Here is a 16,176-nt window from a genome sequence, read left to right as displayed (position 1 = left end):
TATGAGCAATAAAACCGTAACCGTACAAGCCACTATGGCCGATGGCTTTGCAATCGCCGCAGACATTGATGGCCACAAAGTGATGATTGACCAACCGGTGGCGGCCAAAGGCACTGGCACCGGGCCTACGCCATTGCAAATGATGCTGTTTGCGGTGGGTGGTTGCATTGGCACCATTGGCCGGATTGCGGCTTTTCAGCAAAAAATTACCCTGCGCAGCATGCAAATTACGGTAGAAGGCGATTACAACCCGGCCGGCCTGATGGGCAAGCCGAGCGATGACCGGGTAGGTTTTGCGCAAATCCGCATCAGCGCCAGCATTGATGCCGATTTAACGGATGCAGAAAAGCAGCAGTTTCTGGATGAAGTCTGCGCCCGTTGCCCACTGCATGATAATTTGTTGCATGGTACTGAGGTGCTGCATAGCCTGGCGCATTGATTGCTCGATGAAAGCAAGCGCAGCCTGTCTGAACTGAGCGGCCGCGCTTCGCAGCCGGATGGGCTTTTTTGCAAGGGTTTTGCCTTAAAATTTTCATCATTTCATCAACAAATCATCACCCAATTGTCATTTAGAGCAACTACTCTAGCTGCTTTCTCGGATGACTTGGGTGTATTTTATGGCTTTATTCACAACCGTACATTTTCCACGCTCTTTAGTGAGTTCAGTTGTTGCTGCCTGCCTTACCGGTGTTTCCATGGCAGCCTATGCAGAGCTGGATGACGTTGAGCGCATCACGGTGACCACACAAAAACGGGTTCAGGCCATTCAGGATGTGCCGGTTACGGTTAGCGCCTTCAACGGCGAAATGCTGGAGCAATTGGGTATTGTGGATTTGGATGTGCTGTCTGAAATCACCCCTGGGCTTATTATTCAAGAGCAAAGCCCAAATAATCCGGGTTTTGTCATTCGTGGCATTACCTCGGACAGCGGTTCGTCCCAGGCGGCTCCACGCGTTTCGGTGTATTACAATGGCACCGATATTTCGCGATCGCGCGGTTCTTACTTTGAGCTGTTCGACATTGAACGGGTTGAAGTGGTGAAAGGCCCACAGGCTACCTTGTTTGGTACAGCCGCCTCGGTTGGCGCTTTGAGTGTCACCACCCGCAAGCCACAGGAAGACTTTGAGGCGGGTATCACGGCCGGTTTAGGTAACTTTTCTGCCCGAAGCGTTCAGGGGTATATCACCGGTGGGCAACCGACAGTCCAGGGTCGTCTGGCCTTCACCTACCGTGAACGGGCGGGGTACATTGAAAACATTGCCGTCAACCAACCTGATTTGAACGGCATTGAGCGTTTTGGTATCCGTCCTTCGCTGCGGTTTACCCCCAGTGAAGATCTTACCATCGATCTGGTGTACAACTACGAGAGAAACTCGGATACCGGCACCTCGTTTAAAAGCCGCCGCTTTGCACCAACCGGTGGCGACACCAGTCCCTTTAGCTTTGTGGAAGCCAGCGGCAGTCCGGTTGCTGCCGAGGTGTTGGGCAAAGCCGATTTGGGCATTGACCGCACGGTCAAAGATCTGAACCTGACCCTGAACTGGGATCTCAATGAGCATTGGCAATTAACCAGCATCAGCGCTCAGCGTCGTTTTGATTCACTGGAAGTGTTCGATGCTGACGGCACTCAGGCGTGGTTTTTGGAGTTTGCGGAGGATGCTACCGGCAAACAGTTCAGTCAGGAGCTGCGCTTGGCATACAGCGGGCAAAAACTGAATGGTTTTGTAGGCGTCAGTTATTTTGATGAAGAAGGCCATCAGCGCGTTCCTTTTAGTACGGAAGAATCCATTTTCTTAAATTGCATGGGCATGCTTCCGTCTGGAGTACCCTGCATCAATGCCGATGGCTCTGTCACTGTGCTGACTCCTTTGCTGACCCAAGGTGCCTTTGACGTCTTGCCCTACCAGGGTTATTTCCAGAACTTTGGTGAGCATACGGCGTACTCGGCTTTCTTTGATCTGAGTTATGCCGTCACCAAGCGGTTGGAACTGACGGCGGGTTTGCGTTATGTGCGTGAAGACAAAACCAGCCGCTATGCCTCAAACTTTGGCAATTCCGTGCTGGCTGGCGTGCCCTTGTTGCCAGTGGCATCGACCAATGATGTCATTTTCAGTGCCGACGGCCGCTTTTCCAGCTGGTTGCCACGCTTCAATGCCTTGTACCGTTTAAACGACAATCTCAATTTTTATGCTACCGTGTCCAAAGGTCGTCGCTCGGAAGTGGTGGATGTAGGGTCAACACAAAGTGCAGAAGGTGTGGTACCGCGGGTTGATATCATTCCGGCGGAAACCGTCTGGAACTATGAAGCCGGCTTGAAAGGCAGCCTGAATGCCAATCGCTTGCGTTACGCGGTCTCTTTCTTTTACCAGGACTACACCAATTTCCAGGTGACGCTGCAGGATGATGCCGGAAACTTTTTTGTCGACAACGCCGGCGATGCCAACAACATTGGGGTGGAAGCCGAGCTTAAAGCGACCATTACACCGGATTTGGAATGGTTTGCCAACCTGGCCTGGATTGATGCCAAAATAGATGAAAACAGCAGCAATGGCGACCTGGCTGGCAATCGCTTCCGTTTGCAGCCTGAGTACACGGTTGGTACCGGTGTGCTATACGGCCGTGATCTGAGTCGCCACTACCGCATGACCGGCTCTGTGCTCTACACCTTCCGCAGCGATGTTTTCTTCGAAGAGGACAATGCGCCAGTGGCCGGTTTTGATATCAGTCAGGCCGCAGTGCAGCAAACCAGCCTCCGGCTAGGGCTGGAGAACAGCCAGCACAACTGGGCGATTACCTTGTTTGCCAACAATATGTTCAATAAAGAGTACCTGGTCGATGCTGGCAATACCGGCGCCGCTTTCGGTTACCCTAGCTTTATTGCCGGACCTCCACGGATGGTAGGGCTGGAGCTTCGCAAAACCTTTATGTAACCTCCACAACGCGGGTGCAGGCTTCAGCCTCCACCCGCTGCCTAGCCTTTTTTAAGGAAGTCTCACCCCATGACCTTTGCATTGCTTTCAGGCTTGCTGCTTGCAGCCATGACACCCAACACGGATCGTGCCGCCGAGCAGTTGTATCCGGCCCGCCCTGCGGCTTTGCAACCCAGTCTTTCACAACCGGGTCCCTATGCAGTGGGGGTAACGACCATGCAGGCCGTTCATCCGCATCAGTGGGAACCGGCCAGCCAACGGCATGAAGATCGCACTCTGGTGCTGGAGGTTTGGTACCCGGCGACAGTCGCTGTAAACGCGGTGCCTGCCACCTACAACAACGTGACCAAAAGTGGCCTTCCCTTCCGGCTGCAGGGCCACGCCTGGCGCGATGCTGAAGCCGTGCAGGAACATAGTTTCCCCCTGGTGGTGTTATCGCATGGCTACACCGGTTACCGCACCCTGATGTTTTACCTGGGTGAGCATCTGGCATCGCATGGTTATGTAGTGGCTGCGCTGGATCATCCTCATTCAACCAACGCCGAAATCGATGCCGTTCAAGCGCCTTTTCAGGGATTTTTAAACACCCTGTACCATCGCTCACGCGATCAGCAGTTTGTACTTGAACACTTTCGGCAACCCAATAGCCCATTGCATCGTGTTATCGATACGGACACCGCGGCTGTGATTGGCTATTCAATGGGTGGCTATGGCGCCATCAATACGGTGGGTGGCTGTTTTGACTTCCCGGCTGCGAGCATTCAGGCCTTGACCGGCAGCTCCGATCCCGAGCAAACAGCGGCACTGCAGCAATTGTTGAACAGCTGTGCCGGAGGTCAGGTCGCCGATAGTCAGATTGATCCGGCCTGGCAAGCCGCTATCGCCATCGCCCCCTGGGGCGGACAGCATCGGCTGTTCTCTGCCAGTGCACTGCAGCAGATGCAGGTTCCGATCATGTTCTGGGCGGGCGATCAAGACGATGTATCGGATTATGCGGGTATGCAATGGTTGTATGATCACAGCGGCAGTCCCAGCAAATACCTGCTGACCTATCACCATGCCCGCCACAACATTGCGCCACACCCAGCCCCTGCAGTCGCACGACACGATGCGATGGACTTTGCCCATTACCACGAGCCAAGTTGGTCGATACAAAGCATTAATGCTATTAATCAACACTTTGCACTGGCCATGCTCGATTGCCATTTGAAAAAAATGGCAGAGCAGTGCGCCTATTTGCAGCTGAGCCCAACCCCTGGCGAGGGGCAAGTAACCAGCCCGGAGCAAAGTGGCTGGCCAGGCTTTCCGGCCAGGTACGACACAGGCATGTCCTGGCAGTTCCGTCACGAAGCGCCCTAGCCCACCCAATAACCCCTGCGACGCAGGGGCTTTGTATACGCCAGCTGGCTAACCGGTAAAGCTGGCCTGATGCGCTGTGCCCAGCCGGTAGTCCTCGGTTAGCACGTCTTCAACAAACTGCCATTGGCATTGCACCTGCGCAGCCGAAATGTCCAGCATCATAAAACCACGCTGATGCACGTTGCACCATTGTAGATCCGGGATCAGCAGTTGAAAAGCAGCCGCCAGCCCAGCGGCCTGCTCTGGCGCGATTGACAGGTACTTTTCAATGCCCGGCGAACTAACACTGGCAGTGGCAAACTCGACCCCAACCAATTCTCCATGCTGATCGCTCAGCACGCTGTGCCAGGCATTGTGGGTGTCGCCGGCCAGTACAACCAAAGGTTTATTCAGCATTTTGGCGGTCGCAAACAGCTGTTCCCGTTCACGCGGGTAGCCATCCCAGGCATCCAGGTTGTAGGGCATCAGCTGTGAGACTCTGGCCAGATCGGTTGGCTCGGGATCCTGCCCCTGCTGCTGTGCCAACAACACCCGTTGTTTGGCGGCGGTTAAGTCCTGCAGTTTCGCCGGTAAAGTACTGTAATCGGTCACAGCCAGCAACTCTGCCGGCAAATGCATTTTCGCCATCAGCACCTGCTGTCCCAAGAGCTGCCATTTGGCTGTGGACGCATCCAACTGCCCGCTCAGCCACTGCAACTGCTCTGCCCCCAATAAAGCCCGCTCCGCCCCCATGGCCTGACGAAATGCGTCTGTGGCAAAGGCTCCGCTTTGCGGATCGACAAAATCTTTGTAGTCCAGCTGCTGATCGCGGGCAATCAAACGGGTATCGAGCAAATGCAGGCTGGCTAAATCGCCGCACTGAAAGCTGCGGTAGATCTGGATGCTCTCTTCCCCCATGGGTGGACGAATGGGCAACCACTCGTAGTACGCCTGCACGGCTGCGGCCCGGCGGACGAAAAAATCGCCCTCGGTCTCGGGCTGATGATTTTCGGCCCCACTGTGCCAGGTATCGTTGCTGATTTCATGATCATCCCATACCAGGTACCAGGGCAAGGTGGCATGCAGTTCTTGCAAGTCCGGATCGGTCCGGTACAGCGCATACCGTTTGCGGTAATCGGTCAGGCTAATGGTTTCTGTGGCGTTATCCGGTGCCAGGGTTCGCCCAAGCCGCTCGGCATACTCGGTGGCATAACCATCGGCCGGGTACTCGTAGATGTAGTCGCCCAAGTGCACCACGGCATCCAGATCCTGCCGCTTGCAGGCTTCCCGGTATACATGAAAATAACCGGCCGGATAATTCGAGCAGGAGAAGACCGCCAGTTTCCAGGGCGCCAATCCTTCTGCCGGCAGAGTCCGTGTCTGGCCCACCCGGCTTTCGCCATCGGCCGCCACAAAGCGGTAGTAATAGTGCTTACCTGCGCCCAACTGCTGCACGTCAATTTTCACGGTAAAATCTTTATCCGCCGAGGTGCTTACCTGACCGCTGCGAACAAGGTTGGTAAATGCAGGATCTGTCGCCAACTGCCACCCGACCGTGACGCTGGCCTGCGAGGCCACGGCAGGCAAAGCTCTGGTCCAGAGAATAACCGCCGTTTGGCTGGCATCGCCGCTGGCCACACCATGACTAAACACCACAGGACTCAGTGCCTGTGGCCCTGTGAAAGGATTGCACCCTGTCAGTACGGTTGAAACACCAGCGACAGCGAGACAAGACATTGAAAATTTTAAAAAGTCCCTACGGGAAACAGTGGACATGCCATCACTCCAGAGAAAAACTTTAGAGTAAAAGCTTTATGTTTCCGCAGCATGACAGCCTCAAGTCACGGATGGATGCTGAGTGAACCCACAAATGAGAGCCTTTAAAAGCTCAGCTGCAGACCGGCGGCATAGTCCACTCGGGTAGCAATGAATATATTTTTACTTCGTAACAAAATGTTGCAATTTCGGAGTTAAAAATTGTTATTTTGCCTTAAAACCCCGTTATCATAGCCGTTCTTGTTTTTGAAGGAGCGAGCTATGGGATTTGGATTATCACTGATCGGCTTTTTCGTTGTGTTAGTGCTGGTGATTCTGGGCTCGATTAAGGCCTATGAAATCATTAGCGGCAAGTCAAAGAAGAAGAAGGACGATCAATAATGGCAAAAAATAAAAACATTTTTACCGCAGCTGCTGCGGCATTGGGGATTCTTATCCTGCTGTTTGCAGTCGGCAGTTTCTACACCGTGGATGAAGGTGAGCGTGGCGTGGTGATCCGCTACGGCAGCCTGATCAACGTGGCCGAGCCGGGTTTGCATTTTAAACTGCCGGTGATCGACAGTGTGCGCAAAATTTCAGTGCAAGAGCAGGTAGAGCTGTACCGCAATATGGAAGCCTACAGTAATGACCAGCAACCGGCGGTAATGAACCTGTCGGTACGCTACCAAATCGACAGCAGCCGGGTGGATGAAGTGTACCGGAATTTTGGCACCCGCCAGGCGTTGATTGACCGCCAGGTGACACGGATTGTGCTGGAAGAAGCCAAAACTGTGCTGGGTCAGTTCAATGCCGCCACCTCCATTCGTGAGCGTGGCCGCTTGAATTTGGAAATGGCGCAAGCGGTGCAAAGGTCGGTCACCGGGCCAGTGATTATTCTGGGTGTGCAGGTGGAAGACGTGTCCTTCAGTGCGGCCTATGAAGAAAGCGTCGAACAGCGCATGCTGGCAGAAGTGGCCGTTGAGCGTGAACGGCAAAACCTGGAGCGTGAGCGGGTGGAAGCCGATATCGTGCGAACCCGGGCTGCAGCCGAAGCGGATCGGGTGCGGGCTCAGGCCCAGGCCGAAGCCGACAGCATACGGCTGCGCGGTAACGCCGAGGCGGAAGCCATTCGCGAGCGGGCCGCGGCGCTTGCTAACAACCCGCTGTTGGTGGAGCTGGTAAAAGCAGAGCGTTGGGATGGCAAACTGCCTACCACCATGCTGCCGAACGCTACCGTGCCTTTTATTGAAGCCAATAAGTAGTCGTCAAGACAACAGCAGCATATCTGCCAAGACATGCTGCTGTTGCTAAAGCTACACCAAATGTTTCACCAAAGCAGCCGCAACGCCATGCGCGCTGGCTGGGTTCTGGCCGGTAATCACCCGGTTGTCTTCAATCACCAATTCGCCCCACGGCTGCCCTTTGCGGTATTGCTTGGCCGTACGGGCCAGTGACTCTTCCAACAAGAATGGGATTTTGTCGATGGTGCCGTAATCGACTTCCTCTTCCCGGGTAAAGCCAGTCACAATAGCCTCTGCCAGCAATTTGTTACCACTGCTCAGCGTAATGGGCAGCAACCCCGCCGGGCCATGGCAAACAGCCGCCAACAGCCCGCCTTGTTCATAGTGCCGGGCACTTAACCTGGCCACGCCCTCATGAGTTGCCAAGTCCGACAGCAAACCAAAGCCACCTGGGTAAAAAATCGCATCGTAGTCATCAATGGTCAACTGCTCGACAGCGGTGGTGTTATTGATGCGCTGTTGGAATTTCTCATCGGCCAGGATTTTTGCATTGATGGCATCGCCTTCAATATCGGTGCCGTAAAGCGGCGCTTTACCGCCTTGGATGGACGCTAATTCATAATCCACCCCAGCTTGCAGCAACACATCCAGTGCATGGGTTAGCTCGGGCGCATAGGTGCCATTGGCTTCATCGGTATCGCCAAGGGTGGCGTGGTTGGTCAAAAAAATCAGTACTTTTTTCATCGTTCCTCCAAATCGTTGTACGGCATCAATGGGTATGAGTACGCACAGATACAACCATTGGCTCAGATGACCGTCTGATCACCGCCACTATTGACTGCATGATAGGCTTGCACCGAACAACTTAGAAAACTTACCCGCCCAAGCGCAGCAAAGCCAGTTTGCCCCGCCACCAAAGTGTGTTAAGAATAAAAATTATCGTGCTAACACTACCAAGGATATGCCCTTCATGTTTAAAGCGAAAATGCCCATGCTGGTTGCCAGCTTGCTGCTTGGCCTTTGTGTTCAATCTGCTCAGGCTGCCACCGAAACGCCTGCACAGGGGCGGGTGATTGCATCGGCTGATCAATTCAGTGTGCTCGCTCACCGCGATCGCATTGCACCGGAAAATGCCATGCTGAACGAGCGCTTGAGCAGCCTGCTGCCTGCGCTGATGGCCGAGACAGAGCTTGATATGTGGTTGGTGATTAACCGCGAATACGTGGAAGATCCGGTGTTTTTTAGCTTAGTTCCCCAGCCCACTTTTGCGGCGCGACGGACCACCATGCTGATTTTTAACCGGCTGGCAGATGGCTCGGTTGAGAAGCTCTCGGTCAACACCTACCCCTTTGGGGCGCCTTATGAATCGGTCTGGTCGGGCGGCGATTTGGACGAGCAATGGCAGGCACTGGCCGATCTCATTGTGGCAAAAGACCCTAAGCGCATCGGCATCAATGTCTCAAAACACTGGCCGGAAGCCGATGGCCTGACCAAGGGCATGCATCAGCGACTGCTGGCCGTGCTGCCAGAGCAGTATCAACAACGGCTGGAGCCGGCCGAGAACCTGGTGGTTCGGTGGCTGGAAACCCGCACCGAGGCAGAGCTTAGTGTGTATGTGCATGCGGTTGGCCTGGCACGCGGCGTTATTGCGGAAGGCTTTAGCTCGCGGGTGATTACCCCTGGCGTTACCACCACCGACGATGTCGCCTGGTACTTACGGCAACGCTTTGAGGATTTGGGCCTGCCCATTTGGTTTATGCCCTATGTCACTTTTCAGCGTCAGGGGGAAAGCTGCAGCGATGAGCAACCGTTTTGCAGCATCAACCAAGGGGTGATTCAACGGGGCGATGTGCTGCATACCGATGTTGGCATTTGCTACCTAAAAATGTGTACCGATACTCAGGAAATGGCCTATGTGCTGAAGCTCGATGAAACCGAGGCACCGCAAGGTCTGCGCGATGCACTGCGCCAGGGCAACCGCTGGCAGGATATCCTCACCGCCGAATTTAAAACCGGTCGTAGCGGCAATGAAATCCTGGCGGCAACCCAGATAGCCAGCAAGGCTGCAGGACTTAACAGCAGCACCTACACCCACCCGATTGGCTTTTTTGGCCATGCGCCAGGGCCCACCATTGGCATGTGGGATAATCAGGGACCTACCGCAGTGAATGGTGATTGGCCACTCTATCCAAATACGGCCTATGCCATTGAAGGCAATATCAAACAGCCGTTACCGGAATGGGGCAATCAAACCATTCAGATTATGCTGGAGCAAAGTGCTTACTTTGATGGGCAGCGGGTGATTTATCTGGCCGGGCGGCAGACCGAGTGGCATTTGGTTCGCTAGCCATGGCCTCTGCCAGCAGTTTTTAGCACTGTTGATCGTCATAGGCTCAACATGATGTAGCGTATACAATAGCTTATTTTCAGTATGGGCGGGATGAGCCTCTCTCAGTCTCTGCATCGGACAGGTGCCAAACCTGCGGCTCACCGTCCAGTTCAAGCCATACTTGTGCCCGCCCGTTTTCTTTGGCCTGGTACAACAAGGCATCGGCTCGCTCAATAGCCGCTTGCCAGGTGTCGGTGGGCGCTTTGATCATCACAGCACCGCCCGAGGCATTAACATGAACGCCTTCAGCCGGTGAATGGACGATGGCAGCGCGGATTTTTTCTTTCACTGTGTCGAGTCCTTTAGCGTCAAGCCTTCGAACTACCAGCAGAAACTCTTCTCCACCCCAGCGTATCAGCAGATCTTCAGCTCGCAGTATGTCCGTTAAACGTGCGCTGACGCTTTTCAGAACCAGATCGCCCACATCGTGGCCAAAGCTGTCATTGATCTGCTTGAATTGATCGAGATCGAACAGGATGACCAAATCGCCCGGCTGCTCCGGGAACGTCGATAAGGCACGGCGGTTGTAAAGCTGAGTGAGTGGGTCTCGATTGGACAGCTCGGTGAGCTCCTGATTGGCGGCTGATAACTGCCGATTCAGCGTGCGCACATAGCGCGCCCCAAAAAGCGCGAAAGCCAGCGCAATAAAGAGCACCGCCGAGAGCAACATCACCCAGCGCTGATTGCGCTGCTGATCGGCAATGCGGGCATCACGTAAAGCCGACTCTTGCTCGAGCAACTGAATGCGCAAACTGGCTTCCTGCGTATCGTAACGTACTTGCAGCTCAGCCAGTGACCGCTCACGTTCGGCTTGATACGAGGCTTCACGCAACTGCAGTTGCTGCCGTACAATGGAGAGCGCCCGTTCAACCATGCCAGCGGTTTGATAGGCATCGGCCAGGTAGTTCAGCATATCGGCCTGGATCCCGGCAGGCGCCAGCTGACTAAAATCGGCAAAGGCAGCCTCCATAATCGGAAAGCCCTGCTCGTAATTCCCCTGCTTCACCATCACATAGCCCTGGTTAAACCGCATAATGTGCAGCTCGTAGCTATTGCCTATCTGCCGCCCAATCCGGATACCCTCGATAAAATACTGTTCAGCCACCTCGAAATTCTCTCGATGCAGATTCAAGGTGCCAAGATTATTGAAAGCCAGCATTTGGGTGCGGCCAACCGGCTCCCCCGGTGGTGGCGTGGTTGCCTTTAAGAAGTCGGACTCCGCAACATCGGTATGTCCTTCGGTGACTTGAATCACAAAGCCACGCACCATGTAAAGTTCGGGTAACCGATCGGGTATGCCATAACGGTAGGCCTCTTCGATGGTGTTATCCAGGGTTTGACGGGCGCGTTCGAAATGACGCAAGCGGGCATGCGTTCGCCCCACATGCAAGTTAATAAACTGACGGCGGTGCTGCAGCTTATCGTCCTGCAAGGTCATCACCACCTCGTGTGCTTGCAATAAGTAATGAAGAGCTCGCTCATGGTTGTGCAGTAGATCGTAACCACGTCCAATTAAGTGCAGTTGATGAAACTGCACTCTGGCTTCATCGGTGTTTAAAGCCTGCAGTTCAGCCAGCAATTCACGCATGTCCTCGCGCTTTTGCGCATGCAGGTAGATTTCGCCCCGGGCAAGCAGCAGCTCGGCTTGCGCATGAGGACTGTCCGCAACAGCAGGCTGGTTGAGGGTGCCAGCCAGCATGGCCAAAGCCTCATCCACCGCATGGTCTTGTATGGCGAGGGCCAGTGCCTGATAGGCCCGCACCCGGGCATAGGTCGCGCTGGGGATTTGGGTGTCCAGTTCACGCAAAATTAAAGGCAGTGCTTGTGGCTCCCGCGATACCAGGCTTAAACCAAAGGCCTCATCCAGCCGTGCTTCCAATCCGGGCTCGCGCTCTGCAGCATGGCCGGTTGATACCAGGCAGACAACACCCAGCAGCAACACGAGCCACAAAATTGACTTACTTTTTACCACTGCGTGTGCTCCAAAACCATTCAGGCTCACAAGGTATCAGCTCAACCATGGATTGCCTTGCATCGAAAAAAGGCCGCAAGCGACAACACCCAGAACATGTCGCTATGCCTATTTATAGATTAGTATAGAACTGATTTTAGAGGTAATTGCCAATTAACCGGCTGAGCGAGGCAAACAGAATACCTCCATTGCAAATAGATGCTGGAGCAGAGGACTTATTTTGACGGGCAATAAGTGATTTTCTGGCAGGGCGGCAAAGCCAGTGGCATCTGGTGCGCTGATAAAAACAAGGGCTGATTGGTTTCGCCTCACCGGCCCTTTTATCACCAAAGAAGCTGACAAAAACTGTCAGTCCAGCGCCACAGCAATTGGATGAGCACCGGTCTTTTCTGACCGATGCTCACCTCATAGTCCACAGCCTTTACTGCGGGCAAGCACCCAGTTCCCAATAACTGCCATCATAGGATGACAGCGTTGTGATTCCCCAGGTTGAACCAGCCATCGCAGCATTGCTGCCATTGGCAAAGTAATCCGGTAAAAAGACATTGCCGGTACTGTAGGCGCGCCCGGCTACTTTGTGGCTGTAATTGTTGGTGGTAAAGGCGACGCAATCGCTGGGGGGTGGCGTACCGCCCTGATCGCCGTCATTGCCCGGGGCGGCTCCGCTGCAAGTCTGGGTTGGCCCAAAGCAGCTGCCATCATCATCTTGCCAGCGACATTGATCGCCACTGACGACGTGCTCACGCAGCACAAAGCTGGCGGTGCCGTATTGCAGATAACAGTTGGCGTAATTGGTGTAATCCAGCCGGCCGGCACTGATGTGCTGATCCAGAGTACCGCTTTGGCCTGCATCAATGGTGAAGGTCACCACCTCAGCGCTAAGCAAACCCTCCAGATCGGTCGCTGTGATCAAAGCAGTTTGCTCACCACCGGCCAACTGGCACTGCTCGGCACTGAACACCTCGCCATCGACACTAGCAACCACAATGCCATTGCTAAACTCTACGGTGACGGTATCCAAATCGCGATTCAGATCAAATACCCGACCGCTGACCGTAGCGCACTGACCATCCATCACCACCGCCAATTCAGACAGCTCCGGTGGTACCGGTGGCGGCGGTGGCCCAATCAGCAGCTGCTCGGTATAAGCCGTGCTGACCAAGCCGCCACTATCGGTAGCGGTTACTGTCAGTTGGTACCAGTCATCCGCCAGTACCGGACTGGTCAAACTAAAATTGCCGGAGGCATCCGGTGCATCACTCACCAGTTGCTGCAGACCCAGGCTGTCAGTAAAACTGGCCGTAACAACAATGGAATCGCCATCGGCATCGGTCGCCGTGCCGGTCACCGTCACTACACTGCTCTGCTGGCTGACACTGATAGCGCTTAGCTCGGGGGCACTGTTGCGGTTAACCCGCTGGTTGTGCTCCAGAAAGTATTGTCCCAGATAGAGTGCATAGTTAATGCCATTGCTATTGATGTAAGCACCGCTGGCACCCTGACCACCTGACCAGGCGTGATCCACATTATTGAGCCACAGCATCGAGACCCGGCCATCCTGCCACAAGGTTTCATCGGCGGTACGGCCTGCGCCATGGCTAATCAGGTTCTCGCCGCTTAACTGGCTGACGCCGTAGAGTGTGGCCATGCCGTTGGCATTTTGCTCGTTGTAGCACTGATTGACGGTGGTATCGTTGCGGCCATGAGCAATGGAGGCAATCTGGGTCTCAAAGTGGCTGGCGAAACTGCCGGCATACTGAGCGCAGCGGGCAGCCACATTGGCCGTTTCACAAGGGCCGATGGCACCGCTGGAGCTGGTGCCGATGCTGGGGCCGGCACTAATGCCCATGCCGGCAAACACATCAGGAGCCAGGCAAGCCGTGGTATTGGCAAAGCTGGCGCCCGAAGATAACCCGGCAATATACACCTGATTGGGATCAATCTGATACTGAGTATCCGCGACCAGATTGTTGGCCAGGTTGATCAGGTTTTGGTAATCGCCGGCATTGCGGGATTTGGTACCCTGCCAATACGACCAGCAGCCAAAACCGGCTTTGTTCATCGCATCAGGCACCGCGATCACCAAGCCATACTGGTCTGCGGCCTGCTCTAAATTGGCAGTAAGGTAGGCGTTGATCGACTGGGTACAGCCATGCAGCACCAACAATAAGCCGCGCCCCTGACCAATGGACGAGACACTGTCGGGCGTGTAGATATGAACATTGTTGAAACCACCACGATTGACATTCTGCTGCCAACTGCCAGCCGCAGCAGGCTTGCCAAACAAACCAGCTGCGAACAGCACCGTGGCCAGCACAACACCGGCCCGGCTAAATACTTGAATTTTCACGTCTGTTGTTCCTTATCTTTATTCGTTGTAAGTGAACACCTCAGCGACGCTACGACTCCTTGTTTCGACCTCTGACTCCCCCGGTAGCAAGCTGGGGTGCCAAACCACTATAGGGGAGCTGCCGTGATTTCGATTTAGTACTTTAGTGCTGCTTTAACCGGGTGATGTTCGTTGACATGATGTTGGCGCGGTGGTTTTCATACAGGATGGTTGTTTGTTTTGGCACGCCCGCCAGGATTTAGTTTTACTTAAATAAACAGCGAAATAGCACACGTAAATTACGCCTTAGCGTATAAGAACAAAAATTACGGTAAAGCGTATATTGACACTAATTACGCTAAGGCGTATAAAGTTAAGACCCAACAAGATTTGGCATAAACTTTCATGCATATCACCCGCCCGGAGCAGCTTAGTACGCTAATTAAAGCGTATCGCAAAAAACACAAGGTCACTCAGGCCGAAATAGCGCAGCTCGTAGGCCTTCGGGTGGCGACCATTTCTGATTTTGAGAACAAACCCGAATCGTGCAAGTTAGCCACTTTTTTTAAAATCCTTGCCGCGCTGCAGTTACAGCTGGATATCAGCCCCCGCGATCAGGTTTCAGAGCCAGGCCAGAGCTCATGGCAGGAGGGTTGGTAAATTGGACAGGCTGGATGTTTACATGAATGGGATCAGGGTTGGTGAGTACCAGCGAGATAGTCGGGGGGCGAATGCGTTCATTTACGATACGGATTGGCTATGCTCGCCCGGACGTCGAAGCTTATCGCTTTCTTTAACACTTCGACCAGAGCGCTATGCAGGGCCGGAAGTCTATAACTTTTTTGACAACTTGCTGCCCGACTCACACGAAATTCGCGAGCGGATGGTTGCACGCTTCAAAGCAAGCTCAACGGAGCCCTTTGATATCCTGAAACAGGTTGGAAGAGATTGCGTCGGTGCAATACAACTGATGCCATCAGGTGCAGATGTACCAGCCATAAAACGCATCGAGGCAAGCGCACTGACAGATGCTGAAATAGCAAAGATATTAAACGGCTATCAATCGAAAAAGCCCTTGGGCATGCTGGATGATACGCAGGATTTTCGTATTTCACTGGCCGGTGCGCAGGAGAAAACAGCATTATTGTTCCATCAAGGCCATTGGTGCTTACCGCATAACGCCACACCAACAACCCACATACTCAAGCTGCCAATAGGCGAGATACGCTCCCATGATCGTGTCATTGATATGACACACAGTGTTGAGAACGAGTATCTGTGCCTTAAGATCGCCAAAGCCTATGGCTTTAAAGCCGCAAACTGTCAGATGATTGTACCAGACGGCGTTAAGGCGCTGGCGGTGGAGCGCTTTGATCGCACAATGTCCCCCGATAACAGCTGGATCATGCGACTACCGCAAGAGGATTTCTGTCAGGTGAAAGGCATCTCCCCCGCCAGAAAATATGAACCAGACGGTGGACCAGGCATTTCGGACATCATGCAGGAACTACTCGGTGCGACAAATCCCAAACATGACAGGGAAACCTTCATGCGCACCCAGGTTTTATTCTGGCTGCTGGGCGCAACAGATGGCCACGCTAAAAACTTCTCCATTTTTATTGAGCGACAAGATCACTACAGGCTGACACCGCTATACGATATCTTGTCTGCCTTCCCTGCCCTATCTAAAAAGGGCCGGCATGATAAAAACCTACGCCTGGCGATGTCACTAAAAGGCTCTAAAGGAAGAAAAACCGAATGCCGGTTGATCGGCCCAAAGCACTTTTTCGCCACTGCGAATGAAGTCGGTTTTCCACAATCGACCATGGAACAGATACTGCACGATATGGGAACCAGGACCGCAGCGGTGATCAATCAGGTTGCTGCTGAACTGCCCGCTGATTTTCCAGGTTTTATTGCCGACCCCATCTTTGAAGGGATGCACAGATATAGCCAGCGACTGCTTGGGTAAACAGCGCTACGTGGAAGTATGAAAAACAAAAATCCGCCGAGGTGGCGGTTGTTTGTTTTGGCGCACCCGTCAGGATTACTCGGGCTATCCCTGCCCTCGCCCTAACGGGCCCGCTGAAGCGGTTCAAATTTGCTCCTGGCAAATTGGTCGAAGGAGGTTCTCATCCTACGAGGTGCTGTAAATGAAAAAACCGCCGAAGTGGCGGTTTATTCATTTATGGCGCACCCGTCAGGATTCGAACCTGAGACCT

At 53.8% G+C, this 16,176-nt stretch carries 11 protein-coding genes; 7 read left to right on the top strand and 4 right to left on the bottom strand.

What is annotated here, in order from left to right:
• Position 1 precedes the first annotated feature (1 nt).
• The 3 genes from Q3O59_RS15315 to Q3O59_RS15305 all read left to right on the top strand — a co-directional run bounded on the left by Q3O59_RS15315 (position 2) and on the right by Q3O59_RS15305 (position 4,289).
• Positions 2–439, top strand: coding sequence for an OsmC family protein (locus Q3O59_RS15315; protein WP_305946409.1), 438 nt, complete (start codon positions 2–4; stop codon positions 437–439).
• Positions 440–695: 256 nt separating this feature from the next.
• Positions 696–2,930: a TonB-dependent receptor gene (locus Q3O59_RS15310; protein WP_305946408.1), complete on the top strand. Its 2,235-nt coding sequence runs from the start codon at positions 696–698 to the stop codon at positions 2,928–2,930.
• A 69-nt stretch (positions 2,931–2,999) separates the two neighbouring features.
• Positions 3,000–4,289 (top strand): alpha/beta hydrolase family protein, encoded by a 1,290-nt coding sequence (locus Q3O59_RS15305; protein WP_305946407.1) that lies wholly within the window; start codon positions 3,000–3,002, stop codon positions 4,287–4,289.
• A 48-nt stretch (positions 4,290–4,337) separates the two neighbouring features.
• On the opposite strand, the gene Q3O59_RS15300 is transcribed toward Q3O59_RS15305, so the two are convergent.
• Positions 4,338–6,044, bottom strand: a complete 1,707-nt coding sequence (locus Q3O59_RS15300; RefSeq protein ID WP_305946406.1) for an alkaline phosphatase D family protein — start codon at positions 6,042–6,044, stop codon at positions 4,338–4,340.
• A 380-nt stretch (positions 6,045–6,424) separates the two neighbouring features.
• Here Q3O59_RS15300 and Q3O59_RS15295 point away from each other — a divergent pair, with 380 nt between their 5' ends.
• A complete protein-coding gene (locus Q3O59_RS15295; RefSeq protein WP_305946405.1) occupies positions 6,425–7,285 on the top strand; it encodes a prohibitin family protein in 861 nt (286 codons plus the stop codon).
• Positions 7,286–7,336: 51 nt separating this feature from the next.
• On the opposite strand, the gene Q3O59_RS15290 is transcribed toward Q3O59_RS15295, so the two are convergent.
• Positions 7,337–8,008, bottom strand: coding sequence for a type 1 glutamine amidotransferase domain-containing protein (locus Q3O59_RS15290; protein WP_305946404.1), 672 nt, complete (start codon positions 8,006–8,008; stop codon positions 7,337–7,339).
• 226 nt (positions 8,009–8,234) lie between these two features.
• On the opposite strand from Q3O59_RS15290, the gene Q3O59_RS15285 reads away from it, so the two are divergent.
• Positions 8,235–9,611, top strand: coding sequence for a M24 family metallopeptidase (locus Q3O59_RS15285; RefSeq protein WP_305946403.1), 1,377 nt, complete (start codon positions 8,235–8,237; stop codon positions 9,609–9,611).
• Between the two features lie 79 nt (positions 9,612–9,690).
• Here Q3O59_RS15285 and Q3O59_RS15280 read toward each other — a convergent pair whose 3' ends face one another.
• Positions 9,691–11,625, bottom strand: coding sequence for a tetratricopeptide repeat-containing diguanylate cyclase (locus Q3O59_RS15280; RefSeq protein ID WP_305946402.1), 1,935 nt, complete (start codon positions 11,623–11,625; stop codon positions 9,691–9,693).
• Between the two features lie 421 nt (positions 11,626–12,046).
• The gene (locus Q3O59_RS15275; RefSeq protein ID WP_305946401.1) at positions 12,047–13,975 is read right to left on the bottom strand and encodes an extracellular catalytic domain type 1 short-chain-length polyhydroxyalkanoate depolymerase; all 1,929 of its coding nucleotides are present in this window, start codon (positions 13,973–13,975) and stop codon (positions 12,047–12,049) included.
• 384 nt (positions 13,976–14,359) lie between these two features.
• Between Q3O59_RS15275 and Q3O59_RS15270 the strand changes: the two genes are divergently transcribed.
• Together Q3O59_RS15270 and Q3O59_RS15265 are read left to right on the top strand one after the other, a co-directional pair.
• Positions 14,360–14,614: a helix-turn-helix domain-containing protein gene (locus Q3O59_RS15270; protein WP_091344711.1), complete on the top strand. Its 255-nt coding sequence runs from the start codon at positions 14,360–14,362 to the stop codon at positions 14,612–14,614.
• A gap of 1 nt (position 14,615) precedes the next feature.
• Positions 14,616–15,926, top strand: a complete 1,311-nt coding sequence (locus tag Q3O59_RS15265) for a type II toxin-antitoxin system HipA family toxin (protein WP_305946400.1) — start codon at positions 14,616–14,618, stop codon at positions 15,924–15,926.
• Positions 15,927–16,176: the final 250 nt, after the last annotated feature.

The sequence above is a fragment of the Alkalimonas delamerensis genome (assembly GCF_030717955.1).
In the GTDB taxonomy this organism is placed as follows: Bacteria; Pseudomonadota; Gammaproteobacteria; order Enterobacterales; family Alteromonadaceae; genus Alkalimonas; species Alkalimonas delamerensis.
The sequence above is the reverse complement of the archived record's forward strand: the minus strand, read 5'-3'. Positions and strand labels throughout refer to the sequence as shown.

What these genes read in the sequence shown, in the direction of transcription:
- Q3O59_RS15305 (WP_305946407.1), top strand. Translation starts at nt 3,000, where the DNA reads ATGACCTTTGCATTGCTTTCAGGCTTGCTGCTTGCAGCCATGACACCC.
- Q3O59_RS15270 (WP_091344711.1), top strand. Translation starts at nt 14,360, where the DNA reads ATGCATATCACCCGCCCGGAGCAGCTTAGTACGCTAATTAAAGCGTAT.
- Q3O59_RS15285 (WP_305946403.1), top strand. Translation starts at nt 8,235, where the DNA reads ATGTTTAAAGCGAAAATGCCCATGCTGGTTGCCAGCTTGCTGCTTGGC.
- Q3O59_RS15290 (WP_305946404.1), bottom strand. Translation starts at nt 8,008, where the DNA reads ATGAAAAAAGTACTGATTTTTTTGACCAACCACGCCACCCTTGGCGAT.
- Q3O59_RS15310 (WP_305946408.1), top strand. Translation starts at nt 696, where the DNA reads ATGGCAGCCTATGCAGAGCTGGATGACGTTGAGCGCATCACGGTGACC.
- Q3O59_RS15315 (WP_305946409.1), top strand. Translation starts at nt 2, where the DNA reads ATGAGCAATAAAACCGTAACCGTACAAGCCACTATGGCCGATGGCTTT.
- Q3O59_RS15295 (WP_305946405.1), top strand. Translation starts at nt 6,425, where the DNA reads ATGGCAAAAAATAAAAACATTTTTACCGCAGCTGCTGCGGCATTGGGG.
- Q3O59_RS15300 (WP_305946406.1), bottom strand. Translation starts at nt 6,044, where the DNA reads ATGTCCACTGTTTCCCGTAGGGACTTTTTAAAATTTTCAATGTCTTGT.